The organism is Amorphus sp. MBR-141 (assembly GCF_053628695.1).
The window spans coordinates 273,067-298,200 of the sequence record NZ_JBRJGW010000001.1 but is presented as its reverse complement, the minus strand read 5'-3'; the positions used below and the strand labels follow the sequence as shown (position 1 = coordinate 298,200).

Annotated in this window: 24 protein-coding genes and 1 pseudogene; 18 read left to right on the top strand and 7 right to left on the bottom strand. The window is 68.2% G+C overall.

Translation table 11 applies throughout. The features are described from left to right. Positions 1–43 precede the first annotated feature (43 nt). The 7 genes from ACSSVZ_RS01365 to ACSSVZ_RS01335 are packed head-to-tail and all read left to right on the top strand — an operon-like array spanning position 44 to position 7,050. Positions 44–805 (top strand): SDR family NAD(P)-dependent oxidoreductase, encoded by a 762-nt coding sequence (locus tag ACSSVZ_RS01365; RefSeq protein WP_453967798.1) that lies wholly within the window; start codon positions 44–46, stop codon positions 803–805. Beyond that, a complete protein-coding gene (locus ACSSVZ_RS01360) occupies positions 805–1,314 on the top strand; it encodes a TRAP transporter small permease subunit (RefSeq protein WP_453967797.1) in 510 nt (169 codons plus the stop codon). Before ACSSVZ_RS01365 ends, ACSSVZ_RS01360 begins: the two co-directional genes overlap by 1 nt. A 10-nt stretch (positions 1,315–1,324) precedes the next feature. Beyond that, complete coding sequence (locus ACSSVZ_RS01355; RefSeq protein WP_453967796.1) at positions 1,325–2,626, top strand: TRAP transporter large permease; 1,302 nt, start codon at positions 1,325–1,327, stop codon at positions 2,624–2,626. A gap of 54 nt (positions 2,627–2,680) precedes the next feature. Beyond that, a complete protein-coding gene (locus tag ACSSVZ_RS01350; protein ID WP_453967795.1) occupies positions 2,681–3,796 on the top strand; it encodes a C4-dicarboxylate TRAP transporter substrate-binding protein in 1,116 nt (371 codons plus the stop codon). Positions 3,797–3,849: 53 nt separating this feature from the next. Further along, positions 3,850–4,584, top strand: a complete 735-nt coding sequence (locus ACSSVZ_RS01345) for an SDR family NAD(P)-dependent oxidoreductase (RefSeq protein ID WP_453967794.1) — start codon at positions 3,850–3,852, stop codon at positions 4,582–4,584. Between the two features lie 7 nt (positions 4,585–4,591). Further along, on the top strand, positions 4,592–5,359 hold the full coding sequence (locus ACSSVZ_RS01340) for an SDR family NAD(P)-dependent oxidoreductase (protein ID WP_453967793.1): 768 nt from the start codon (positions 4,592–4,594) through the stop codon (positions 5,357–5,359). Next, entirely contained in the window at positions 5,356–7,050 is a 1,695-nt protein-coding gene (locus tag ACSSVZ_RS01335; RefSeq protein WP_453967792.1) for an FAD-dependent oxidoreductase, read from the top strand. The genes ACSSVZ_RS01340 and ACSSVZ_RS01335 overlap by 4 nt, the downstream gene beginning before the upstream one ends. An 88-nt stretch (positions 7,051–7,138) precedes the next feature. On the opposite strand, the gene ACSSVZ_RS01330 is transcribed toward ACSSVZ_RS01335, so the two are convergent. The 4 genes from ACSSVZ_RS01330 to ACSSVZ_RS01315 are packed head-to-tail and all read right to left on the bottom strand — an operon-like array spanning position 7,139 to position 12,031. Beyond that, entirely contained in the window at positions 7,139–7,939 is an 801-nt protein-coding gene (locus ACSSVZ_RS01330) for a cyclase family protein (RefSeq protein ID WP_453967791.1), read from the bottom strand. Next, entirely contained in the window at positions 7,936–9,198 is a 1,263-nt protein-coding gene (locus ACSSVZ_RS01325; protein WP_453967790.1) for an SDR family NAD(P)-dependent oxidoreductase, read from the bottom strand. The genes ACSSVZ_RS01330 and ACSSVZ_RS01325 overlap by 4 nt, the downstream gene beginning before the upstream one ends. Next, the gene (locus tag ACSSVZ_RS01320) at positions 9,195–10,361 is read right to left on the bottom strand and encodes a thiolase family protein (protein WP_453967789.1); all 1,167 of its coding nucleotides are present in this window, start codon (positions 10,359–10,361) and stop codon (positions 9,195–9,197) included. Before ACSSVZ_RS01320 ends, ACSSVZ_RS01325 begins: the two co-directional genes overlap by 4 nt. Continuing rightward, the gene (locus tag ACSSVZ_RS01315; RefSeq protein ID WP_453967788.1) at positions 10,358–12,031 is read right to left on the bottom strand and encodes an AMP-binding protein; all 1,674 of its coding nucleotides are present in this window, start codon (positions 12,029–12,031) and stop codon (positions 10,358–10,360) included. Before ACSSVZ_RS01315 ends, ACSSVZ_RS01320 begins: the two co-directional genes overlap by 4 nt. 41 nt (positions 12,032–12,072) lie before the next feature. Here ACSSVZ_RS01315 and ACSSVZ_RS01310 point away from each other — a divergent pair, with 41 nt between their 5' ends. After that, positions 12,073–12,606 carry a winged helix DNA-binding protein gene (locus ACSSVZ_RS01310; protein WP_453967787.1) on the top strand — a complete coding sequence of 178 codons (534 nt, stop codon included), beginning with the start codon at positions 12,073–12,075 and terminating at the stop codon, positions 12,604–12,606. A 10-nt stretch (positions 12,607–12,616) separates the two neighbouring features. Here the strand turns inward: ACSSVZ_RS01310 and ACSSVZ_RS01305 are convergent, their stop codons facing one another. After that, positions 12,617–13,390, bottom strand: coding sequence for an SDR family NAD(P)-dependent oxidoreductase (locus tag ACSSVZ_RS01305; protein ID WP_453967786.1), 774 nt, complete (start codon positions 13,388–13,390; stop codon positions 12,617–12,619). A gap of 186 nt (positions 13,391–13,576) precedes the next feature. On the opposite strand from ACSSVZ_RS01305, the gene ACSSVZ_RS01300 reads away from it, so the two are divergent. The 3 genes from ACSSVZ_RS01300 to ACSSVZ_RS01290 all read left to right on the top strand — a co-directional run bounded on the left by ACSSVZ_RS01300 (position 13,577) and on the right by ACSSVZ_RS01290 (position 16,601). Continuing rightward, positions 13,577–14,623, top strand: coding sequence for a TRAP transporter substrate-binding protein (locus ACSSVZ_RS01300; RefSeq protein WP_453967785.1), 1,047 nt, complete (start codon positions 13,577–13,579; stop codon positions 14,621–14,623). A 92-nt stretch (positions 14,624–14,715) separates the two neighbouring features. After that, complete coding sequence (locus tag ACSSVZ_RS01295; RefSeq protein ID WP_453967784.1) at positions 14,716–15,255, top strand: TRAP transporter small permease subunit; 540 nt, start codon at positions 14,716–14,718, stop codon at positions 15,253–15,255. Next, complete coding sequence (locus tag ACSSVZ_RS01290; RefSeq protein WP_453967783.1) at positions 15,252–16,601, top strand: TRAP transporter large permease; 1,350 nt, start codon at positions 15,252–15,254, stop codon at positions 16,599–16,601. Before ACSSVZ_RS01295 ends, ACSSVZ_RS01290 begins: the two co-directional genes overlap by 4 nt. On the opposite strand, the gene ACSSVZ_RS01285 is transcribed toward ACSSVZ_RS01290, so the two are convergent. Both ACSSVZ_RS01285 and ACSSVZ_RS01280 read right to left on the bottom strand, forming a co-directional pair. Then, positions 16,576–16,857 (bottom strand): DUF1413 domain-containing protein, encoded by a 282-nt coding sequence (locus ACSSVZ_RS01285; protein ID WP_453967782.1) that lies wholly within the window; start codon positions 16,855–16,857, stop codon positions 16,576–16,578. The genes ACSSVZ_RS01290 and ACSSVZ_RS01285 overlap by 26 nt on opposite strands. Before the next feature lie 80 nt (positions 16,858–16,937). Continuing rightward, positions 16,938–17,489, bottom strand: a complete 552-nt coding sequence (locus tag ACSSVZ_RS01280; RefSeq protein ID WP_453967781.1) for a winged helix DNA-binding protein — start codon at positions 17,487–17,489, stop codon at positions 16,938–16,940. Between the two features lie 127 nt (positions 17,490–17,616). Between ACSSVZ_RS01280 and ACSSVZ_RS01275 the strand changes: the two genes are divergently transcribed. From ACSSVZ_RS01275 to ACSSVZ_RS01245, 7 genes and pseudogenes are all read left to right on the top strand, one after another. Beyond that, the gene (locus ACSSVZ_RS01275; protein WP_453967780.1) at positions 17,617–18,849 is read left to right on the top strand and encodes a dienelactone hydrolase family protein; all 1,233 of its coding nucleotides are present in this window, start codon (positions 17,617–17,619) and stop codon (positions 18,847–18,849) included. Between the two features lie 124 nt (positions 18,850–18,973). Further along, positions 18,974–20,524, top strand: a complete 1,551-nt coding sequence (locus ACSSVZ_RS01270) for an ABC transporter substrate-binding protein (protein WP_453967779.1) — start codon at positions 18,974–18,976, stop codon at positions 20,522–20,524. Positions 20,525–20,730: 206 nt separating this feature from the next. Further along, a complete protein-coding gene (locus ACSSVZ_RS01265; protein ID WP_453967778.1) occupies positions 20,731–21,738 on the top strand; it encodes an ABC transporter permease in 1,008 nt (335 codons plus the stop codon). After that, positions 21,731–22,609 carry an ABC transporter permease gene (locus tag ACSSVZ_RS01260; RefSeq protein ID WP_453967777.1) on the top strand — a complete coding sequence of 293 codons (879 nt, stop codon included), beginning with the start codon at positions 21,731–21,733 and terminating at the stop codon, positions 22,607–22,609. The genes ACSSVZ_RS01265 and ACSSVZ_RS01260 overlap by 8 nt, the downstream gene beginning before the upstream one ends. Continuing rightward, entirely contained in the window at positions 22,606–23,484 is an 879-nt protein-coding gene (locus ACSSVZ_RS01255; protein WP_453967776.1) for an ABC transporter ATP-binding protein, read from the top strand. Before ACSSVZ_RS01260 ends, ACSSVZ_RS01255 begins: the two co-directional genes overlap by 4 nt. Beyond that, positions 23,481–24,311: pseudogene (locus ACSSVZ_RS01250) on the top strand (ATP-binding cassette domain-containing protein); the annotation flags it as partial. The gene ACSSVZ_RS01255 and the pseudogene ACSSVZ_RS01250, both read left to right, overlap by 4 nt. Before the next feature lie 69 nt (positions 24,312–24,380). Then, positions 24,381–25,109, top strand: a complete 729-nt coding sequence (locus tag ACSSVZ_RS01245; RefSeq protein WP_453968022.1) for an SDR family oxidoreductase — start codon at positions 24,381–24,383, stop codon at positions 25,107–25,109. The last annotated feature ends 25 nt before the right edge of the window (positions 25,110–25,134 follow it).

Genomic DNA, 25,134 nt, shown 5'->3' with positions numbered 1-25,134 from the left:
AATGGATCCAAATTTTGGATAAGAACAAAATTTGGGGGAATGGATGACGTCCAAGCTTGCGCTCGTAACCGGTGCCGGAGGCGGCATCGGCAGGGCGGTCTGCGAACGGCTTGCCCGCGATGGCTTCAGGGTCGTCGCCACCGATCTTTCCGCCGATACGACCGCCGCCGTCACCGCAGGTCTGGACGGTGGGCCGCACGCGTTCATGGCGCTCGACGTTGCCGACGAAGCCGCCGTTGCCTCTGTCTTTCAGGCGATCGAAGCCGAGCACGGGCCAATCGCCGTCGTGGTGGCTGCCGCAGGCGTGCTCATCCTCGACGAAAACGGGGCCCGCCGGCCCATCACCGAGACGTCGGCGCACGAGTGGGAGACCACCCAGCGGGTCAACAGCACCGGCACGTTCCTCCTCATCCGCGAATATCTCCGCGCCCGCCAGCGGGCCCCGCTTCCCGGTGCCCGCTTCATCACGTTCGGATCGGTGGCCGCCCAGCTCGGCGGCTATCGCTCAAGCTCGGCCTACATCGCCAGCAAGAGCGCCATCCTCGGCCTGACCAAGGCCGCCGCGCGCGAAGGCGCGTCGCTCGGCGTGGCGGTCAATGCGGTGGCGCCGGGGCTCATCGACGCTCCGATGCTGCGGATGTCGCTGGATCCCGCCCAGGACGGAGAGATCGCCAAGTCGATCCCGCTGGCCCGGATCGGCACGCCGGAGGACGTGGCCGGCGCGGTCTCGTACCTCGCCGGGCCGGACAGCGCCTACGTCACCGGCGCCGTCATCGACGTCAACGGCGGCTACAGGATGCAGTGATGAGCCGGTTCACGCAGCACGTCTCGCATCTGCTGGCCGTCCTCGCCGCCCTCGCGCTGGGGCTGATGATGCTGCACGTTACCGCCGACGTGGTCGGCAAGTACGCCTTCAACAGCCCCATCCCCGGCACCGCCGAAGTCGTCGCCAGCTACTACATGGTCTCCGCCGTCTTCCTGCCGCTCGCCTGGGTGGAGATCCGCGAAGGCTCGATCATGGTCGAGATCCTCTACGACCTGCTGCCGGGGCTGGGCCGCCGGATCTGCCTCTTCCTTGCGACGGTGTTGTCCGCCGTTTTCTACGGCGGCCTGGCATGGCTGTCGTGGGCGCCGGCGGTGAAGGCCTGGCAGATCGGCGAGGTGGTGGAAGGCACGTGGCGGGTCGTCGTCTGGCCGACGAAATTCCTCCTGCCCATCGGGCTGGCCCTGGCCTGCGTGGTGATGGTGCTTCGTCTCATCGAGATCGTCAGGGGCACCTACGCCCCGGCCGACGTCTCCTCCGATCCGGCCTGAGGAGCGCACCATGGACCGTCTCGATATCGGCATGGTCGGGATCGTCGTGACCCTGGTGGCGATCGGCTTCCGCATTCCCATCGGCATCGCCATGGGCCTCACGTCCTTTGCCGGCATTTACCTGATGATGGGCGCGATGCCGGCGATCGGCATCGCCAAGGCCATCCCCTACGAGATGATCGGCGACTGGAATCTGTCCGCCGTGCCGATGTTCCTGCTGATGGGCTACATCGCCTCGGGCGCGGGGTTGAGCTCCGGCCTGTTCAACGCGGCGCGCGTGTTCCTCAACCGCCTGCCCGGGGGTCTTGCCACGGCCACCGTCGCCTCGAGTGCGCTGTTCGCCTCGGCCAGCGGGTCAAGCGTGGCCACGGCTGCCGCGTTCTCGCGGATCGCCATCCCGGAGATGCTGAAGGCGGGCTACGCGCCCTCGCTCGCGTCGGGCTCGGTGGCCGCCGCAGGCACCCTGGGCTCGCTCATTCCGCCCAGCGTCCTGCTGATCATCTATGGCCTGATGATGGACGAGTCGATCAACACGCTGTTCATCGCCGCCCTCATTCCCGGCATTCTGTCCGGCATCGTCTTCGCCCTGATGATCACGGTGCGCTGTACGCTCAATCCCGCGCTTGCCCCGACCGACACCACCAAGACGAGCGGGCGCGAGAAGCTCGAGCTGCTCAAGAAGACCTGGCCGCTTCCGATCCTCATCGCAGGCGTCCTGGGCGGCATCTTCTCCGGCATCTTCACGGCAACCGAAGCCGGCGCGGTGGGCGCGTTTCTCGCCTGCATCATCGCGCTCGCGCGCCGCACGCTGAGCGTCCGGATGCTACGCGCCGCGCTGATCGACACGGCGATCAGCACCTCCGCGATCTTCATCATCGTCGTGTCCGCAGCACTGTTCTCGCGCTTCATCGCGCTGTCGACGCTGCCGGTCTGGATCACCGGGCAGCTCGCCGGTCTGGATACGACCTGGGTGATCATCCTGATCTGCCTGCTCTTCATCGTGCTCGGCTGCTTCCTGGAGAGCATCTCCATCATTCTGCTGACCATGCCGGTCCTGTCGCCGCTGCTGCACGAGCTGAACATCAACCTGATCTGGTTCGGCGTGCTGGCGATCAAGCTGCTGGAGACCGGGCTGATCACCCCGCCGGTGGGCATGAACGTCTACGTCATCCGCTCCAGCCTCGGCCCCAGCATGCCGCTCGGCACCATCTTCCGCGGCGTCGCGTGGTTCATCCTCGCCGACGCCTTCACCATCACTCTTCTGGTCGCCTTTCCGCTGATCACGCTCTGGCTGCCCAGCATCACCAACTAGCAGCCGCCAAAAATCCGTCGGGAACCGGCGGAAAAAACAAAGGGAGGATTTGAAATGAAACGACTTCTCACAGGGCTGGCCCTGACCAGCCTGACCATCGCCCCGGCGGCGGCGGAGACCTTCATCGCCACCAACTGGCTCACGCCGGTGCACATCATCAACGAGCAGCCCTATCAGCGCTTCGCCGAGGACATCGCCAAGGACACCAACGGCGACATCGCCTTCGAAGTCTACTCGAGCGGCTCGCTGGTGCCGGCCAAGTCGACCATGCAGGGTATCCGCGACAACGTCGCCCAGCTCGGCATCGTCTATCCCGGCTACTCGCCATCGGAACTGCCGCTCAACAACGTCCTCAACGACCTCGTCTTCACCTCCGACGACGCGCTCGCCGCGGCGCTGGCCTACACCGAAATCGGGATCGAGAACGAGGCGGTCCATGGCGAATGGAACGAGAACGGCGGCATCTTCATCGGCGGTTACGCCACGCCGGTTTACAACTTCATCTGCATGCAGCCGATCCGTGTGCCGGAAGACGCCAAGGGCAAGAAGATCCGCACCGCCGGTGGCGCCCAGACCCAATGGGTCGAAAGCCTGGGCGGCGTCCCCGTCTCCGTGCCGATCGGAGACGTCTATTCGGGCCTGAGCCGCGGCTCGCTCGACTGCACCATGTCCGACCCGACCAATCTCGATAAGGGCAACAAGTTCTGGGAAGTGGCCAAGAGCGTCACCACGCTGCCGATGGGCGTCGTGATGGGCGCCACCTACGTCATGAACCCGAGTTTCTGGCAGGGCCTCTCTGAAGAGCGGCGCCAGACGCTGCTCGACCACATGGCCGTCGGAATTGCCCGCGGCCAGGTCACCTATGCCGCGGACGTGGACGCCGCCATCAAGGGCTCGCGCGAGCGCGGACTGGAGATCATCGAGCCGTCGCCGGAGTTGTCCAAGGCACTGGAGACGTTCCAGTCGAACTTCATCGGGGATCTGCCGGAGAAGTCGGTCGAGACCCGCGGCATCAAGGATCCGAGCGCGGTGATCGATGCCTTCCTCGCCTCCCAGAAGGCCTGGAAGGAGAAGCTCTCCAAGATCGACCGGACCGATCCGGAAGCCGTGGCCGAGCTCATCCGCACCGACATCTACGGCAAGCTCGATCTCGCGAGCTTCGGCAACTGATCGTCATCCCGAGGGGGCGGCGCGCCGCCCCCTCCCCTACTGCGAGCCCCTCCATGACCGACGCCCCCCTTTCGATCGTCACCGGCGGCGGCGCCGGCATCGGCCGCGCCATCTGCCAGTGCCTGGCACGGCACGGCGACCATGTGGTCGTCGTTGACCTGTCGGCCGAGCGTGCGCAGGAGACGGCTGCGGTGGTCCGCGACGCCGGCGGCAGCGCCGAACCAGCGGTGGTCGACATCACCGACGATGCTGCCGTGGCCGCGCTGGTCGAGGGCACGCCCACGATCCGCCGCCTCGTCAACAACGCCGGCATCTTCGACGTGAAGCCGTTCGACGCGCTGACCGCCGACGACTTCCGCCGCATGTACGAGGTCAACCTCGTCGCCATGTTCCGGCTCTGCCAGCTCGCCGCCGGGCGCATGCAGCCGGGTGGCGCGATCGTCAACATCGCCTCGCGCGCCATGCTGGGCGCCAAGCAGTACATCCACTACGCCGCGTCGAAGGCGGCCGTTGCCGGCTTCACCAGGTCCCTCGCGCTGGAGCTTGCGGACCGCGGCATCACGGTCAACGCGGTCGCGCCGGGCGTGATCGAGACGGAGATGCTGCGCGCCCGCTCCGACACCAATCTCGACGCCCTCCGGTCCATGCAGCCCGGCGGCACCCTGGGCACGCCGGAGGACATCGCCGAGGCCGTCGGCTTCCTCGCTTCCGACAAGGCCCGCTTCGTCACCGGCCAGGTGCTCCTCGTCGACGGCGGGCGATCCCTTGGCGGCTCACTCGGAATCTGAAAACCCAATGACCGTGCAAGACAAGACTGCGCTGGTGACCGGCGCCGCGTCCGGCATCGGCCGGGCGACCGCCCTGCTGCTGGCCGAACGCGGGGCGCGCGTCGTGGCGATCGACCGGGACGGCGACGGTCTGGCGCGTCTCGCCGGCGATGCCGCCGGAGACGTGCTCACCCTCGTCCAGGACGTGACCGATGCCGGCATCGAGGCGTCCGTTTCCGGCTTCCTCGACGACCGCGGTCTGGGCCTCGACGTGCTCGTGAACAACGCCGGCGTGGGCGGCGGCGACTTCATCGAGCGGACCGACGACGAAACGCTGCGGCGGTTCTTCGAGATCAACGTGGTCTCGCTGTTCCGGCTCTCCCGTCTCGCGGTCGAGCGAATGCGGACCACCGGCGGGGCGATCGTCAACGTGGCGTCGATCTTCGCCGAGATCGGGGCGACCAAGAGCCCCGGCTATTCGGCCTCCAAGGGCGCCGTCGCCTCGCTCACCCGCCAGCTGGCAACCGACTACGGCCCCTGCGGCATCCGCGTGAACGCAGTGGCGCCGGGCCTGATCGAGACGCCACTCACCGCCGAGCGGATCCGGACGGAGCGATGGCGGCACCAGATCTTCATCGAACAGTCGCCGCTGCGCCGTGTCGGCAAGCCCGAGGACGTGGCCCGCGCCATCGCCTTCCTGGCCAGCGACGAGGCCGGCTTCATCACCGGCGAGACACTGCGCATCGACGGCGGCTGGGGCATGGGCCGCTATCCGCGCGAGGAGGCCTCGCTGTGACATCCCCTGCCAGTCAGCCCGACCCCACCTACGACCTGATCGTCTTCGGCTCCGGCGCCGCCGGCATGGCGGCTGCGCTGACCGCACAGCACGCCGGCCTGTCGGTGGCGATCTTCGAGAAGGACAGCCATTTCGGTGGATCGACGGCGGTCTCCGGCGGCGCGATCTGGATTCCCGACAATCCGAAGATGCGCGAAGCCGGCATGGAAGACAGCCGGGAAGAGGCGCTGCGCTACATCGCCGGCGAAACCGGCAATCTTCTCAACGTGGACCTCGTGGAAGCCTTCCTCGGCGCAGGCCCGGAGATGGTGTCGTTCATGGAGGCCAACACGCAGCTCCAGTTCGAGCACCGGGCCTATTCGCCCGACTATCATTCGGACCAGCCTGGTGCCGCCATGGGCGGGCGCGTGCTCGACGCCCTGACGTTCGACGGGGACGAGCTCGGGCCGGAGTTCGCGCGCCTCAAGCGGCCGATCCCCGAGTTCACCGTCTTCGGCGGCATGATGCTGAACCGCTTCGACATCGGCCACTTCATGAAGATGACCCGAAGCCCGAAGTCGGCGCTCCATGCGGCACGGCTGCTGGCGCGCCACCTGCGCGACCGGCTGTCCTACGACCGCGGCACGCGGCTGGTGCTCGGGCAGGCGATCGCCGGGCGGATGGCCGCCTCGGCGATCGACGCGGGCATTCCGATCTTCACCTCCAGTCCGCTGGAGCGGCTGTGCAAGCAGGACGGCCGCGTCGTCGGCGCGGTCCTTGGCGACGGGCGCCAGGTCAGCGCGCGGGTCGGCGTCGTGCTGGCCACCGGCGGCTTTCCGGCCAACGCACGCCTGCGCCAGGAGGTCATGCCACACGTGGCGAACGGCTCGGCGCACTACTCCATGTCGCCGGAGCCCGCCACCGGCAGCGCCATCGCTGCGGCCCAGGCGATCGGCGCCAGGTTCGAGACTGCCAACAAGAATGCGGGCTTCTGGGCGCCCGTCTCCCTTATCCCGGGGACGGCGGCGCCCCGCCCGTTCCCGCACCTGTTCCTCGACCGCGCCAAGCCCGGCGTGATCGCGGTGACGCCGGAGGGAAAGCGGTTCACCAGCGAGGCGGTGTCGTACCACGACTTCGTCTCGGCGATGATCGCGGGCGACCTCAAGACCGTCTGGCTGATCTGCGATCACCGCGCGCTCAGACGCTACGGTCTCGGTGCGGTGCGGCCGTTTCCAGCGCCGTTCAAGGCGCACGTCCGCTCCGGCTACCTGAAGACCGCACGCACGCCGGAAGCCCTCGCCCGGGCGATCGGCGTGCCGGAGACGGCCTTCGCGGAGACGATCGGACGGTTCAACCGCGACGCCGCCACCGGAACCGACGCCGAATTCGGCAAGGGTTCGACCGCCTACCAGGCCTATCTGGGCGATCCCGACAACCAGCCGAACCCGTGCCTGCGGCCGCTCGACCAGGCTCCCTATCATGCCATCCAGCTGTTTCCCGGCGACATCGGCACGACCATGGGTCTCGCCACCGACCCGCAGGGCCGGGTTCTGTCGACCGACGGCGGGCCCATACCGGGGCTCTACGCCTGCGGCAACGACATGAACTCGATCATGGCCGGGTCCTATCCCGGCGCCGGCATCACCCTCGGCCCGGCGCTGACCTTCGGCTACATCGTCGGAAAGAGCGCCGCCAGCGCGCGCGCGGACTGACAGGGATCGGGCGCTGGTGCGCCAAGGTCGGAAACGACCGTCCCGTGCGAGCGGGGGACCAAGGCCGGCCGACGGCTTCCCCGCCGCTTCATCCGGCGCCGGCGGGCACCAGCGCCAGGACCCGCAGCGGACTGCCGCTGCCCTTGCGGATCTTCAGCGGCGGGCAGATCAGCACCGCCCCGGTGGGCGGCAGCTGGTCGAGGTTCCTGAGGCACTGCAGCCCGTAGCGGTTGGCGCCGTGCAGGTAGAAGTGCGCCGGATAGGGCGGCTTCAGGTGCGCCGCCTGGCCCGCATCCGTGCCGATGGTCTCGGTGCCGAAGCCGACGATGTCGCGCTCGTCGACGAGAAACCGCACACACTCCGGATCCGGGCCCGGCGTGTGCTGGCCGACCGCGTCGTAGTTCTGGAAGGCCGCCGGATCGGTACGCTTCGACCAGTCGGTGCGCATCAGCACCCAGGCGCGTGGCGGGATCGGGCCGTGGCTCTCCTCCCACCGCTTCACGAAATCGACGGTCAGCAGGAAGTCCGCGTCGGCGTCCGATTCCGCCACGCAGTCGATGACGCAGACCGGGCCGACGAAACTCTGGGCCGGGATGGTGTCGGTGGTGTTGTCGGGCAGATTGCGGCCGGACACCCAGTGGATCGGCGCGTCGAAGTGGGTGCCGGTGTGCTCGCCGCAGGAGAAGTTGTTCCAGTACCAGGACGCCCCGCGCTCGTCATAGCGCGAGATCTCCTCGATGCGGAACGGCGCGCACTGGCCGAACTCCGGCGGCAACGCGATCTGCGGGAAATCGGGAGACAGGGTGTGGGTCAGGTCGACGACCGCGACGCGGCCGGACGCCAGATCCGCGACGAGCGTTGCGAGGGAGCCGTCCGCAGGCGCGGTCATGCCGTCAGCTCCATTTCGAGGACCTTCGGATCGGCTCGCCAGCGGTCGTGCCAGTCGCGGGCAACCGGGTCGGGGTAGAGATCCTCGATCCCGTCCTCCAGGGCCCGCACGATCGCCGCGGCGAGCTTTTCGGGCGCCAGCTTCGGCGGCAGCTCCAGCTGGTTCCAGTCTTCGTCGACAGGGCCCGGAAACACGTTGAGGACGCGCAGGCCGGCGGAGCGGAACTCCGAACGCAGGCATTGGGCGAGCGACAGGGCCGCCGCCTTTGACGCGGAAAAGGTCCCCTGCTGCGGGTAGTTGGCGAGCGCGAAGACCGACAGGATGTTGACCCACGCCACCGCGTTTTTTGGCTTCTCCGCCGCCCGGGAACACATGGCGGGGCCGAAGGCCTGGGCAAGCCGCAGCAGACCCAGATAGTTCACCTCCATCTCCGCCCGCGCCGTCTCCACGCCGCGCCGCGACAGGGCCGAGTGCGTCCGGTGGAACTCGGCCGTGTTGATCAGGATATCGACCTTGCCGCCGATCTGTCCGGCGAGGGTATCGACCGACTGCACTTCGGTGACGTCGAGCGGCAGGACGGTGACCCCTGGGTTCGCCTCCAGCGTCTGGAAGCCCTGCGGCGCCTTCCAGGGCTCGGTCACGCCGACCCAGACGGTCTCCGCCCCGGCCTTCGCCGCCGCCAGCGCCATCGCCTGACCGATCTCCGAGCGGCCGTCGGTGACCAGCACGTTGCGTCCCTTCGGCGAATTGCCGAACACCTTCAGCAGCGGGTCATTGGTCAAATCGGGGGTCATGTCGGGAACGTCCTGTTCGGGAAGGGCGACGAGCACGGCCCGTCCCGCCCTGTCGAGATACGCACGCACGCGAACCCTGCCCGGGACCTCCGGGCAGGCTCCATGGAGAAAGGCGACGACGCTGACGCCGCAGTCGAGGCGGACGAGGCCCGTCCGGAACGGCGGCTGATCGCGAAAGTAGAGCTCGTAGGGGCGGCGCACGATGGTGGTGGCCAGCAGGGCGCCGCCGCCGTCGTCCGGCCGCCAGTCGAGCCGATCGGACAGGCAGACGCGACAGGCCTCACGCGGCGGATACTGCACCGCGCCGCAGTCGCGGCACACCTGCAGGGCGAAGTCGCCGACGGCGGCGGCCGCGCTCAGCCCGAGGGCATGGCGGCTGCGCGCCACCGGCGGCAGCGTCGGCCGTTTCGGCGGAAGAACCGGATTGCGGCGCCTGGGTGCGGTCTCGCGGTCGCTCATGGTCATGCCGCCAGCACCGCCGCGCCAGTCGAAAGACCGCGATCGTAGTTGATCATCCCGAACCCGCTGACGAGCCCGTACCGAGCGTCCCTCACCTGCCCGCCGAGCGCCTGCCCGCTCAGTTGCCGGATCGCTTCGACAAGGCCGAGGTAGCCGCCGGCGGCCCCCGCCTGGCCGACGGACAACTGGCCGCCGGACGTGTTGACGGGGAACGAGCCGGCGTTGGTCAGGTCGTTGTCCTGAACGAAGTCCCGGGCCTCGCCCTTGCCGCAGAAGCCGAGGTCTTCCAGCTGCAGGAAGATGATCACCGGATAGTCGTCGTAGGCCTCGAAGAAGTCGATCTGGTCATGGGTGATGCCGGCCTGGGCGAACAGGTCGTCCCGGTCAGCCGCCCAGCCGCCGCGTTCCTGGATCGGGTCGTCGGCGAACGCGTTGTGCCGCTCGATGGCGCCGAGCAGGTGCACGTGAGGCAACCCGTGTTCACGGGCGGTTTCCTCCCGCATGACCAGGAACGCCTCGGCCCCGGCGCAGGGCATGACGCAGTCGTAGAGCCGGATCGGATCGGCCACCATCGGGCTGTCCAGATACTGGTCGAGCGTCAACGCGGAGCCGAACATGGCGTGGGGAAACTCCAGCGCGTTCTGCCGCTGGGCGACACACACCTTGCCGAAATCCTCCGGCCGGGCGCCGAAGCGGCGCATGTAGTGATCGGTCAGCAGGGCGAAGCTCGCATTCGGCCCGCCCGAGCCATACGGGTAGACCGCATCCTGCGCGAACTGGCTGAAGGCGGCGGTCGAGCGGCGGAACGAGTCCGTCTGGTTGGTGTCGCCAGCCACACACGCCACGATCTCAGCGTCGCCCACCTGCACCGCCCGCGCCGCGCGGCGCAGGGCGACCATGCCGCTGGCGCCGCCGAGCGGCACGAAGTCGAGCCAGCGCGGCGACAGGCCGAGATGCTCGGTCACGCCGACGGCCGTGTCGGGCGCCAGCGAGAAGCTGGTTGCGCACAACCCGTCGATGCAGGCTTTCGGCACCCCCGAGGTGCGCATAAGTGCGCGCATCGCACGGCCGAGAAACCAGTGTGCACCGCGCGTGGAAAAGCGCTCGTATGGGACCGTGACGGGGGTGGCGAGAACGACGCCGTCGTAGCCGAGCCGGCGGCGCGTCATGGGGCCGCCTTTCGCATGCTCTGCTTGCGGGCGCGCAGATCGTGGCAGGCGGGATCGTCGGCCAGCGTCTCGACCAGGTCACCGAGATCGGCCTTGCGCACCTTCTGGGTCGAGGTGGTGGGCAGCGCGTCCCGCAACGCGACGTAGCCTGGCAATTTGTAGTAGGCGAGGCGCTCGGCGCAGTGCGCGAAGATGCTGTCGGCCAGCGCCTTGCCGTCGCCTGGCGCGCGCGGCACGACGACGGCGAGCACCTCCTCGCCGCGCAGCGGATCGAGCACCGCCACCACGGCCACCTGGGCAACGTCCGGATGGGTACCGATGGCCGCCTCGACCTCGACGGCGGCGATGTTCTCGCCGGACCGGCGGATGATGTTCTTCTTGCGGTCGACGAAGAACAGGCTGCCATCGTCACCGCGGCGCATGATGTCGCCGGTATGCAGCCAGCCGCCGGCCCAGACCTCCTCGGTGGCCGCCTCGTTCTTGAGATAGCCGGAGAAGAAGCGGTGGCGCGGATCGGGGCCGCTGGCGCGCAGCAGCAGTTCGCCGGGCGCGCCGGGAGCGACATCGGAACCGTCATCGCCGACCAGCCGCATCTCGAGGGGCGGGCCGGGACGGTCGGGCCGGCCGACGCACCGCGCGCCGACGTGGCGCGGCTCCTCGGCCGCGCACAGGATGCCGGCACCGCCGGTCTCCGTCATCGCCCAGCCTTCCAGCAGCGGCACGCCGAAGCGCGCCTCGAAAGTCGCGTGATGATCGGGATGGACGCCGCCGCCCATGCCGAAGCGCAGGCCATGGTCGCGCTCACCCTCGGCTTCGGGCAGCGCGAGAAGGATGGCGGGCATGACGCCGAGATAGTGGAAGCAGGTTGCCCGGGTCTCGCGCGCCACCTCCCACCAGGAGCGCGGGTGAAAGCGATCGATGATGATCTGCGCGCCGCCCGAGGCGAGCATCCCCATGAAGGAGTTGCCCATGGCGTTCACGTGGAAGGTCGGCAGCGGCGTCATCAGCCGCTCCTGCCCCTCGCGCAGTGAGATGCGGCCCGCCTGCGCGCAGTACCATTCCGACCAGCCGTGAAAATAGGCGTTCGACAGCAGGCAGCCCTTCGGCCGCCCCGTGGTGCCGGAGGTGTAGATGAGCGCGCATTCCGCCTGAGTTGCGTCCTCCGGCGGATGCCGCGCCGGACTGGAGGCCGGCGGCAGCGAGGCCGCGTCGCTGGCAACGAGCCGCACGGCGAGGCCGGCGGCGCCCTCCCCCGCCTGGGCGGCGCGGGACGGCAGGTGGACGAAGAGGCAGCTGTCGCTATGGTCCAGCAGGTAGCGGAGTTCGTCGGCGGTGTAGTCCGGATTGACCGGCACGGCGCAGACGCCGATGGCATTCAGCGCCAGCCAGTGGAAAAAGTGGGCCGGCCGGTTCTCCATGAGCAGCGCGACGCGGTGGCCGGGGCCGTAGCCGGCGGCGCGGTAGCGCGCGGCCAGCGTGTCGACCTCGTCGAGGGTCTCCGCGTAGGTCCAGCCCGCGCGTCCGGTGGACCAGAGCGCCTGCACCGCTGCGGGCAGGACGAACAGGTCGTTCGCCGGAAACCGCTCCGCCTGGGCGCGCAGAAGACCGTAGACGCTGCCGACGCCAGCGCGTTGACTTTCTTGCGGTATTGCGACTTGTTCCGCTGTCATCTGACCTGGTTCGCGCGACATGCTGAAAGGTTGAATCCGGAATGACGGCCAAAAAGACGGCGCAGCCAAAGCAGACCGGCGAGGGCAAGGCATCGAGCGGCGACTACGAGACGAAGTTCGCCGAGTTCGAGTATGCGATCTGGCATCTGGGCGCCGCGTTCGCGCGCTGGCGCCGCGACTGCCTTGGCTCCGTGTCCAACGTCAGCCTCAGCAGCACCGAGGCGTCGATCCTGCATGCGGTCCACATGAACGGCACCGACAAGGGTCTGGTGGACATCGGCCGCCTGCTGCACCGCGACGACATGACGAACATCCAGTATGGGCTGAAGAAGCTCGGTCAGCTCGGGCTCATCGAGAAGCGGGGCAACTCGCGCAAGAACATGACCTACGCGGTTTCCGCGCGCGGCGACGCGATCATCGGCGCCTATCTGGAACAGCGGCGCAAGGTGCTCCTGCGGCTGTTCCAGCAGGTTGCATCCGATCCCGACGACCTGGACACGCTGATCCTGCAGATGCACGTGATGATCGGCATCTACGACCAGTCGGGCGATCTCATCATGAACCGTCAACCGTGACATTGCCCGCTCACTGCATCCGGTAGCCGCCGTTGACGTCGAGGGTCGACCCGGTCACCCAGGCGCCTCCTTCGCCAACCAGGTAGGCTACGGCAGCGGCGACATCGGCAGCCTCGCCGATACGCCCCATCGGGATCTTGTCCAGGAGTCCGGGCACGCCGGCCGGATCCATGGCGCGCTCGAACATCCCGGTCCTCACCGGGCCCGCGGCGACGCAGTTCACGGTGATGCCGGCCGCGGCCGCCTGCCGCGCGGCGATCTTCGTCAGCCCCAGGATCGCAGCCTTCGACGCCACGTAGCAGGGATCGCCGCGATAGCCGCCGAGCTGGGCCGCCGCCGACGACAGGGTGACGATGCGCCCGCCGGTCACCGGCGCCTCCCGATGCCGGCGCAAATACTCACGGATGCACAGGAAGGTGCCGCGCGTGTTGACCGACTGGATACGATCCCACTCGTCCACGGCGATATCGGCGAGGTCCGCCGCGGCGCCGCCCCCCTCCGACATGATCCCCGCACAGGTGATGAGCACCGCCACCGGACCGAGACCAGCACCGGCTCGCTCGAAGGCCGAGGCGACCGAAGCCTCGTCGGTGACGTCGAGCCGACAGGCCATCACGTCGCGACCGGTGGCCCGGATTTCGGACGCGAGACCGTCCAGCGGCGCCACGTCGACATCGGTGACCGCCACGCGCAGGCCTGCCTTGGCCAGCACCAGGGCACAGGCCCGGCCGATGCCGCCTGCGGCGCCGGTGACGAGGGCCACCCGGTTTTCCAATGCCTGCACCGCAGCAACTCCGATCACGCCCCACCGAGACACCATGCCGAGCGGGTTTTGAAAAATTACCGGACAAAATGAGCTTGTCAAAAGCTAAATTACGATATGAGATAGTGGGTACCGTGGTGGATAAAATCGTGACGGGGCTGTGAGGAGACAGCGCCGGAACACGCACCGAGCAGAGGACAGGGACACATGATCCGTACTATCCGCGTGGCCGGCCTGGCCGCCATGACACTGACGGCATTCACCTGGGGCGCCCCGCTGCAGGCCCAGGACTCCGTTTCGCTCAGCGTGCAGAGCGCCTGGCCGCTCACGCTCCCCGCCAGCGGTCGCGACGCGCAGCACTTTTCCGATGCGATCAACGCGGCCTCCGGCGGCTCGGTCGAGATCGAGCTCTACGGCGCCGGCAAGCTCGTTCCCTCGCTGGAGATCTTCGACGCGGTCCAGCGCGGCACCCTCGACGCCGGCTACACCACCCCCCTCTACGTCGCCGGCAAGTTCCCGGCGCTGCAGCTGTTCGGCGGCGTGCCGTTCGGCCCTGACGCGTTCGAGTATCTCGGCTGGATCTACAACGGCGGCGGCCTCGATATCTGGCGCGAGATCTACGCCGAGCAGGGCGTGATGACCGTTCCCTGCGGTCTGATGGAGGCGGAAGCCGGCGGCTGGTACAAGAAGCCGATCGAGACCCAGGCCGACATCGAAGGGCTCAAGCTGCGCTTTGCCGGCCTCGCCGGCGAGGTGATGAAGAAGATGGGCGCCTCGGTCGTGCTCCTGGCGGGCGGCGACATCTTTCCCAACCTCGAGCGCGGGGTGATCGACGGCACGGAATTCTCCATGCCCGCCATCGACAGCATCATCGGGTTCGACGACATCGCGAAGAACTACTACCTGCCCGGCTGGCACCAGCCGGCCGCCATCAACGAGCTGATCATCAACAAGGCGAAGTGGGATTCCATGAGCGAGGCGCAGCGCACGCTTATCGAACTCACCTGCCGCGAAACCATGCTGTGGGGCGTCACCTCAACCCTCGCGGAAAACGCCGCCGCCGTGAAATCATTCAAGGAGAACGGCGTGGAGATCCGCGAATTCTCGCCGGAGCTGCTGGAGGCCTTCCGGGAGAAGACGGTCGAAGTGATGGATGAACAGGCCGCCAAGGACGCAAACTTCAAGCGCGTCTGGGACTCCCTTGAGGCATACCGGGCAAGCGTCGCCGACTGGACCAGCCTCAACAGCAACTGACGCCAGCCGCGGGACCTTTTCGGTCGGGTGGCGACGCCTGACCGAAAAGGACTGTGCATCGGACCGGCTCCAGCGACGATCGTCATCGCACCATGAACACCCTGCTCCGCGGCACCGCCGCAGCCATCGACCGCATCTCCGGTGCCGTGGGGCACGCCGCCTCGCTCCTCCTCCCGGTTCTCGTGCTGGTGATCATCGCCAACGTCGCCTTGCGCTACGGGTTCGGGCTGGGGCTGGTGGAGATGGAGGAGCTGCAGTGGCACATCAATGCGGTCGTGATTCTCGGCTGCCTGGCCTTTGCCTACCGTGACGACGCCCACGTTCGCGTGGACGTCCTCCACGCGCGCTTCTCGACCCGCCGCAAGGCCCTCTTCGAGTTCTTCGGCGGCCTTCTGCTGCTGATGCCGTTCGTCGTCGGCATCTGCTGGTTCGCATGGGGCACTTTCGCCTACTCGTTCTCGATCGGCGAAGGCTCGCCCATGCCCAGCGGGCTTCCCGCCCGCTACGTCATCAAGTTTCTCATGTTCGCCGGCTTCCTCCTGCTCGGACTGCAGGGCATTGCCCAGATCTGCCGCGCGGTGCTGACGCTGCGCGGCAACACGGAAGGCTCCGGCGGACAGGTGCTGCGGTGACCCAAGAGGCCATTTTCGTCGCCCTCATGTTCGCCGTCTTCGCGGGCGGACTGTTCGCCGGATTTCCGGTGGCCTTCGTGCTGGGCGGCACCGGCGTCCTCTTCGCCGTGCTGGGCGAGGTTTTGCCGACGATCGGCATCAAGGTGATGGCCGGCACCAACTTCATCGGCTTCTCGTCGGATCGCATCTTCGGGACGCTGTCGAACTACAGCCTCGTGCCCATCGCCATGTTCGTGTTCATGGGGCTGATGCTCGAGCGGTCCGGAGTCGCGGGCCGCCTGCTGGTGGCCATGGAGCGTGTCCTGCGGCGCGTTCCCGGCGGACTCGGGCTCTCGGTCGTCCTGATCGGGCTGGTGCTCGCCGCATCCACCGGCATCATTGGCGCATCGGTGGTGCTGCTGGCCACCGTCGCACTGCCGGCGCTGCGCCGAGCCGGTTACGACGTGCCGCTGAGCCTCGGCGCGGTGGCCGCCTCCGGCACCCTCGGCATCCTGATTCCGCCGTCGATCATGCTGATCGTCATGGGCGACCAGCTGCGGCTTTCGGTCGGCGACCTGTTCATGGCCGCGGTGGTGCCGGGAGCGTTGCTGGCGCTGATGTATGCGCTCTACATCGTCATCCTGTGCGCCGTGCGGCCAGACCTGGCACCGAAGCGGCCACCCGAGGAGATCGAGGACGACGGCAGCCCCGTCCTGGAGCTCGTGCGGGCGCTGGTGCCGCCGATCCTCCTGATGACGGCGGTGCTCGGCTCGATCTTCTTCGGCATCGCCTCGCCCACCGAGGCCTCCGGCGTTGGCGCGCTGGGCGCGACGATCCTCGCCGCAACCGACCGCCGCCTCAATTGGCAGACCCTGAAGGAGGTCTGCCACGGCACCGGCAAGACGACGGCCTTTCTGTTCGCGCTGATCTTCGGCGCCAGCTGCTTTTCCGTCGTGCTGCGCGGCTATGGCGGCGACGACGTCATCGAGGGCGCGATCACCGGCCTGCCGTTTCCGCCGCAAGCGGTGCTCGGCATGGTCCTGCTGGTCGTCTTCCTGCTGGGTTTCGTCCTCGACTGGATGGAGATCGTGCTGATCATCGCGCCGCTGACGGTGCCGGTGGTGGTGGGGCTCGGCTTCGACCCGGTCTGGGTGGCGATCCTGATCGCGATCTGCCTGCAGACGTCGTTCCTGACGCCGCCGGTCGGCATGGCCCTCTTCTACGTCAAGAGCGCCGCCCCGGAGGACGTCACCACCATGCAGATCTACCGCGGCATCGTGCCGTTCGTGATCCTGCAGCTCCTGGCCCTGGTGGCGGTGTGGCTGTTCCCGTCCCTGGCACTCATGCTTCCGGAGATCGCCTACTAGCGCGCTCATCACCGGTCAGAAGATAGAGCCGGCCGCCCCCCGTCTTGCGACCGGTGTCGACGACGCCGGGAAAATGTCCCTTGCCGACGGCGCGCTGAAAGGCGTTGCCCAGCTTCACCTTGTCGCCGACATAGAGCCGGTCCCAGCCGGGGCCGTAGACGTCGGAGAAGTGGAACGGCCCTGGAGCCCGCCTGGCGAGCGCTTCGCGGACCCTGATCAGAACGTCGCTTTCCATCGCATGCCTCAGGGATTCCATCGCACGCCCCCGCACCGTTTGCGCCGACGGCGGCGCGCCCGTGGCAACCCGTTGCGCTGCCGGAAATCTGTGTCGGCCGGCTACTTCTTGATCGGGGCGAGCTGGGCGGCGTTGCCGTACGTGAGCGCGAGGGTGTCGAGGGCGCCGGCGACGGCGGCGGAGCCCTGCCCGTTCGCGCCCAGATCGCCCACCAGCGGCAACAGCACGTCGCGGCGCAGTGCCGCGTAGGCCTCCGTCACCTCGCGGCCGGCGTCGGTCACCTGGTAGCGCATGTCGCGCCGGGAACCGCCGCCGATGGCCTCGACCAGCTCCGCCTTCACGAACTTGCGCATGGCGTACTGGAGATTGGGAACGTCGGTCCGGTTGAGCAGCCGGCCGATCTCCGACAGCCGCTTCGGGCGATCCTCGAAGCGCACCATGTTCAGAACGGCCACATCGTCGCCGGAGATGGCGAGCTCCGCGACCTCGGAAAAGCACACGCCCTTCCAGCGATAATAGGCCTGGGCCACCCGCTCGAGCGCGAACTCGAGGTCGGCGAGGCGCCGTTCCTCAGGCGTGCGGGCGAGATGCCAGCCCTCGGGCTCGCCGCCTGCAGTCTCATGCCCCCCGGCAATCTTTCGCTTAGCGACCATTGTGCAACTCCGACGCGTCTCACCCATTGCCATATGTGAATTTTAACGGCAAATTCTATTTTGAAATCGATCAAAAGTCCCGCGCCGAGCGCGCCGGGGCCCGAACCGCCAGACATCGAGGGGAAACATGGCCGGCAAGTGGATCGACATTCCGTCTTCGGATGGGAAGAGCTTTCAGGGTTATCTTGCCGTGCCCGAGGCCGGTTTCGGCCCGGGGATCATCCTTCTGCAGGAGATTTTCGGCGTCAACGGCACCATGCGCGACGTCGCCGACTACTACGCCGAGGAAGGCTATGCGGTCCTCGTCCCCGACCTGTTCTGGCGCTTCGAGCCGCACATCGAGCTCGGCTACGGCGAAGAGGATTTCGGCAAGGCCTTCGGCTACTTCCAGAAGTTCGACGTCGACCAGTCGATCCGCGACACCGCCGACGCGCTGAAGGTGCTGCGCGCCCGGCCCGAGCAGGCCGGCAAGGTCGGCGCGCTGGGCTTCTGCCTCGGCGGCAAGCTCGCCTACCTGACGGCGGCGCGCACCGATGTCGACTGCGCCGTCTGCTACTACGGCGTTGGCCTCGAGCAGGCGCTGGACGAGGCGAAGGCCGCCACCTGCCCGATGGTGTTCCACTTCGCCGAACTCGACAAGTTCGCGCCGGAGGAAGCCCGCAACCAGATCATGGCCGCCTTCGCCGACCGCGACGACGTGGAGCTCTACGTCTATCCGGGTTGCGACCACGCGTTCGCCGCGGTGGAGCGGGAGTCGTTCGACAAGCCGGCCTCGCTGATGGCGCACTCGCGCTCGATCGCGCTGTTCCGCAAGGTGATGGGTCCGCACTACGACCTGTCGACCCTGTGGGACAAGCACACCGAATACGAGTTCGCGACCCGCGACGTCGACCTGACGATGGCGACGATGGTGGCCGAGCCCTACGTCAACCACATCCCGACGATGACCGGCGGCGTCGGCTACAAGGACCTGCACCGCTTCTACAAGAACCACTTCATCCCGAAGACGCCGGCCGATACCAAGCTGATCCCGATCTCGCGCACCGTCGGCGCCGACCGGGTCGTGGACGAGATGCTGTTCTGCTTCACCCACGACATCGAGATCGACTGGATGCTGCCGGGCATTCCGCCGACGGGGAAGTACGTGGAGATCCCGCTGGTCGGGATCATCCGCTTCCGCGGCGACAAGCTCTACAACGAGCACATCTACTGGGACCAGGCCTCGGTGCTGGTGCAGATCGGCGTGCTCGATCCGACCGGGCTGCCGGTGGCCGGCAGGGAGACCGCCGACAAGCTGGTCGACGAGAGCCTGCCGTCCAACACCCTCATGAAGAACTGGGCGACGAGCGCACCTCGGTAGACCCGCGACGACTGCGCGCCGGCACGGGGAACGCCGGCGCTTCGACATAACCTCATGCGGCAACGACCGCATCCGGACTGCCAACAATATCCATCCAGATCGCCGCCATCGATGCGAGGCCGCCATGAACGGACCATCCTTCTCCCGCCGCACCCTCCTGCAACTGACGGGGGCCGGCGCCGCCACCCTCGTCCTGCCGCACGGCATCGCCCGGGTGGTCGCCCAGGAGGCCGGCAAGACCGTCACCATCGCCTACAACGTCAACCTGCCGTCGTTCGACCCGACCGTCGGCGCCTCGGCGGTGAACCCGACGATCCAGACCATCTACCAGGCGGTGTTCGATCCCTACATCGCCCAGGCCCCCGACCTCGCCTTCGAGCCAGGCCTGCTGACGAAGTGGGACTACAACGACGACAAGACGAAGATCATGCTGACGGTGCGCGACGACGCCGTCTGGCACACCGGCGACAAGGTCACGCCTGAGGACGTGGTCTGGTCGCTCGAGCGCGCCGCCAATCCGGAAAGCGGCAACCCGATCCAGTTCGTCTGGTCGAAGATCGGCAACTTCCAGGTCGACGGAAACGTCATCACCGGCGACGTGACGGAGTATCAGCCGGACCTGTTCAAGTGGATGGCGTTCCTGACCGGCTACGTGCTGCCGAAGAAATACTTCGAGGAAGTTGGACCGGAAGGTTTCGAGGCGAAGCCGGTCGGCTCCGGCCCCTACATGGTCGACACCTTCGAGCGCAACGCCTTCCTGCGCCTCAAGGCGAACCCCGACTACTGGGGCGGCAAGCCGGCCTTCGAGACGGTCATCTTCAAGTTCGTGCCGGACGCCACCAGCCGTGTGGCGGAGATCGAATCCGGGGCGGCCGACGTGACGCTGGAGATCCCCTACGAGGAGTTCGACCGGCTGAAGGACAAGCCCGGGATCGTCGGCGAGACCATTCCGGTCTCCGACATCGCGATGATCTTCATCAACGATATCGGCGTCATGAAGGACGAGAACGTGCGCCGGGCCGCCGCCATGTCGATCGACAAGAAGGCGATCGTCGACCGGCTGCTGCGCGGCTATGGCGTCCCGCTCGACACGCTGCAGACGCCCGAGTACGACGCCTACGACCCCTCCATCAAGGTGCAGTACGACCCGGAGCAGGCCAAGGAACTGCTGGCCAAGAGCGGCTACTCCCCGGACAAGCCGGTCACCTTCACCATCCAGACGACCCGCGGCTTCAAGCCGAAGGACTACGAGATGGTCCAGGCGATCGTCGGCATGTGGCGCAAGGTCGGCATCGAGGCGACCATCGAGGTCTACGAGATCGCCAAGCACTACGAGTTGCGGGCGCGCGACGAGCTGGCCGAAGCCGCCTTCTACAACTGGGGGAATGCGATCGGCGACCCGGCCACCTCGACCGGCCACGCCATGTTCGGCCCCTCGCCGCATTCGGTCTGGGACGGCCAGGAGGTGTTCGACGCCATCGCGCCGCTGTGGGCGGAAAAGGACGAGGAAAAGCGCATCGAGGGCTGGAAGAAGGTCGACAGGCTGATCGCCGACATCGGCGCGGTGATCCCGCTCCTGCAGTACGTGCAGCCGATCATCCACGTCGACACGGTGGCGGTCGTTCCCCAGGCAAACGGCATGCTGCTACCCCAGAAGATGACGCCGGAAGGCTGACGGGGCCGAGGCGACCGGTCGGCCGCCGGCGCGCGCAAAGCGCAGGCGGCCGGTCTTCACTGCGCGATCACCCCCATCGGGATCGGGCGGCACGCACCCTGCGGAGCCGTGCCGGGGCCAGCACATCCCGCCAGCCGGCCATCTCCCTCGGCATGGCGCACCCGATCGCGATAGGCTCCATTCGCACGTCTGGGGGTTCCTGACGCATGGGCAGTACCGCCCTTCTTCGCCGCCTCATCCTGGTGCCGCCGACCCTCATCGGTGTCGCCATCGTCGTGTTCGTACTGCTGCGCGTGGTGCCGGGCGACCCGATCGCTATGATGATCCCGCCGGGCGCCAGCGCCGACGACATCGACCGCCTGCGCGCCGCCTACGGCCTCGACAAGTCGATCTTCGTGCAGCTCGTGGCCTGGTTCGGCGACCTCGTGACCGGCCACCTGGGCACCTCGATCAGCCTGCGCCAGAACGTCGGATCGCTGATCCTGGGGCGGCTGCCAGCAACGCTGGAGCTGGTGGCGCTGGCCACCGTGATCGCCGTCGCGCTCGGTGCCGCGCTGGCGCTCACCGGCGCCTTCTACCGGCGCGGCCCGGGCGAATGGATCGTCGACGGGATCATCGGCGTGGTGGTCGCGATCCCCGACTTCCTGTGGGGGCTGATCTTCATCCTGCTGCTCGGCGTCGTCTATCCGGTGCTGCCGATCTCGGGGCGCATCGACCCACGCCTGTCGACCGATTTCGCCACCCAGTTCTACCTGGTCGAGGCGCTCGTCACCGGCCAGTTCACCATCGCCGGCGGGCTCCTGTCCCACATGCTGATGCCGGCGGTGGCGCTGGCGCTGCCGCTGGCGGCGATCATCGCGCGAGTGCTGAAGGCCTCGCTGGCGGTCGCCGAAAGCGCCGACTACGCCCAGATGGCGCGGGCGCGCGGCTTCTCCCGGCGCACCGTGCTGCTCGACGAGGCGCTGCCCAACGCCGCGATCCCCACCGTCACGCTGACCGGCGTGCAGTTCACCTTCCTGGTCGGCGGTACCGTGCTCATCGAGCGGATCTTCTCCTACGAGGGGATCGGCAACATGGCCGTCGACGCGGTGATCAACCGCGACCTGCCGCTCATCCAGGGCATTGTGCTGACGTTCGCCGTCCTGTTCATCGCGATCAATCTCGCGATCGACATCCTCGTCACCTTCCTGAACCCGAGGCTGCGTCGTGGCTGATCCGGCAAACCCCGCCGCCGGCGCCGCAGAGCGCCGGCCGTCCCATCCGCTCGACCCCCGGCTGGTGGTCGGGGCGGTCGTCATTGCCGCGCTGATCCTCGTGGCCGTGTTCGCGCCGCTGCTGGCCCCTCACAACCCGCTCGAGCAGGACCTGATGCTCTCGATGCTGCCGCCCTCGTGGCTCAGCGGCGGCGAACCCGGCTACCTGCTGGGCACCGACAGCCTCGGCCGCGACATCCTCTCGCGGTTGATCTACGCCACGCGGATCGCGCTCACCGTCGCCTTCGTTGCCGCTCTGCTCGCCGCCGCGATCGGCTCGCTGCTGGGCCTGCTCGCGGGCTATTTCGGCGGCTGGGTCGACCAGCTGGTGTCGCGCCTCATCGAGGTGTGGATGGCGTTTCCGCCGGTGCTGCTGGCGATCGTGCTGGCGGCAGTGCTGGGGGCTGGGCTCTCCTCGGTGATCGTCGCCATCGTAGTCGTCGACTGGACGCGGTTCGCCCGGGTGGTGCGGTCCGAGACCATGGTCGAGCGCGAGATGGAGTACGTCGCCTCGGCGAAGACGCTCGGCCTTTCGGGGCCCTTCATCCTGTGGAAGGAGGTGCTGCCGAACGTGATGCCGCTGATCATCACGCTGCTCTCGGTGGAGATGGGCATCGCCATCGTGGTCGAGGCGATCCTGTCGTTCGTCGGGCTGTCGGTCTCGACCGACTTCCCGACCTGGGGCGGCATGATCGCCGAGGGCCGGCAGGTGGTCTACCAGACCCCGTGGCTGCTGGGCGTGCCAATCGGCTGCATCGTCGTGGCGGTGCTGGGCTTCAACCTGTTGGGCGACGGTCTGCGCCACGCCCTCGACCCGGTGCACCGGCGATGAGCGCGCCGCTTCTCAGGGTCGAACACCTGGTCGTCACCATCGCCCGGCAGCCGGTGCTACGCGACGTGTCGCTGACGGTGGCGGCCGGCGAGGTGCACGGGCTGGTCGGCGAATCCGGCGCCGGCAAGTCGACCATCGGCAAGGCCGTGCTGGGTCTCCTGCCCCGCGCCGCGCGGATCGATCGCGGCTACGTGATGTTCGACGGCGTCGACCTGCCGACCATGGCGGAGGCGCAGCGCCGTCGGCTGCTGGCGGAGAAGATCGCGCTGATCCCCCAGGATCCGATGACGGCGCTGAACCCGGTCCGGCGGATCGGCGTGCAGATGACGGCGCCGCTGACGCGTCATCTGGGTCTCTCCAGGAAAGAGGCCCGCGCCCGCGCGCTCGAAGGGCTGGAGGAGGTCGCGATCCACGATGCGGCCGCCGTCCTGGAGCGCTATCCGCACGAGCTCTCCGGCGGCATGCGCCAGCGCGTGCTGATCGCCATGGCGTTCTCCACGACGCCGCGGCTCATCATCGCCGACGAGCCGACCACCGCCCTCGACGTGACCGTGCAGCGGCAGATCCTGGCGCTGCTGCGCGACCTGCAGACCCGGCACAGGGCCGCCGTGCTGTTCGTCACCCACGATCTCGGCGTCGTCGCCAAGATCTGCGACCGGGTGAGCGTGCTGCACGCCGGACGCGTTCTGGAACAGGGCAGCTGCGCCGACGTGATCGAGCGACCGTCCCACCCCTACACCCAGGCATTGCTTGCGGCGACACCGCGCTTCGACCGGCCGGCCGACGTGCTGTCGCCGGTGCCGGCGGAGCTGGCCGGATCGCTGTGGCAGGAGGCGGCCGCATGGGACGCGCGACAGGCGGAAGGTGTGCGATGACCGTCACCCCGCTGCACACCCCACCGCTTCTCGCCGCGCGCGGCCTCACCGTCGCGCTGCCCGACCGCTCGCGCTCAAAGGTGTTCGGCCCGCCGCCGACCACCACAATCGTCGACGGCGTCGACCTCGACGTGGCCACAGGCGCCGCCGTCGGGCTGGTGGGCGAATCCGGCTCCGGGAAGACGACGCTGGGGCGCGCCCTGATCCGGCTGCTGCCGGTGACGGGGGGAACGCTCACGTTCGCCGGCACCGACATCGCCCGGGCCGGCGAAGACACGTTGCGGCCGCTCAGGCCGAAGATGCAGATGATCTTCCAGGATCCGATGTCGTCGCTCAATCCGCGGCTCCGGCTCGCCACCATCCTGACGCGGCCGTTCGAGGCGTTCGGCGTGCCGTTCCCCGAGCCGACCCGCCGCGATACGGCGGCGAAGCTGCTCGACCTCGTCGGCCTGCCCCAGGCATTCGTCGACCGCTATCCGCACGAACTGTCCGGCGGCCAGCGCCAGCGCGTCGGCATCGCCCGGGCGATCGCGCTTGAGCCCGACTTCATCGTCGCCGACGAGATCGTGTCGGGCCTCGACGTGTCGACCCAGGCGCAGATCCTCATCCTGCTGCGCGAGCTTCGCGCCCGGATGGGGCTGACGCTGGTGTTCATCAGCCACGACCTGTCGGTGGTGCGGGCGCTCTGCGACCGGCTGGTGGTGCTCTACCGGGGTCGGGTCGTCGAGGACGGCCCGTGCGCCGACGTCTTCGCGAACCCCAAGGCGGACTACACCCGCGCCCTCCTCGACGCCGTGCCGCTGCCCGAGATCGACCCCGACTGGCTGGGCACGGCCGCCAGCGGGGCGGACAATGCCGCCGACACACCTGCGGACCCACAGAAAGAGGACCTACTGATGAGCACTTCGATCAAGGGACAGGTCGCCCTCGTCACCGGCGCGACCGGGGGCATCGGTACCCACTACGTGCGCGAACTGGTGGCCCGGGGCGCGGCGAAGGTCTACGCCGCGGCGCGCGATCCCGGCGCCCTGCCGGCCTTCGAAGGTCCGGTCGTGCCGCTCGCCCTCGACGTGACCGACCCGGCGGCCGTGGCGGCGGCGGCGAAAGAGGCCGGCGACGTGACGCTCCTCATCAACAACGCCGGCGTGAACCACAACACGTCCTATTTCCGGGCGCCCGATCTGGTCATCGCCCGCGAGGAGATGGAGGTGAACTATTTCGGCACGCTGTCCGTGGCGCGCGCCTTCGCGCCCGTGCTGGCCGCCAACGGCGGCGGCACGATGGTCAACATGCTGTCGATCCTCTCGCGCGTGAGCCTGCCGCTGATGGGCTCGCTGTGCGCCTCCAAGGCGGCGGCGCTGTCGCTGACCCAGGCGCTGCGCGCCGAGCTGAAAGGTCAGGGCACCCGCGTCGTCGCCGTCATGCCCGGCGCCATCGACACCCGCATGACCGCCGACTTCCCGCCGCCCAAGATGGCGCCCACCGATGCGGTGAAGGAGATCCTCGACGCGGTGGAGACCGGCGAGGCCGACGACCTCTATCCGGGCGACTTCGCCAAGGAGATCGCGGCGGGGCTGGCCGCCGACCCGAAGGCGGTGGAGGCCAATCTGGGCCAGATCCTCTAGCCTCTGGCGCATGGTCCGGGCGGCG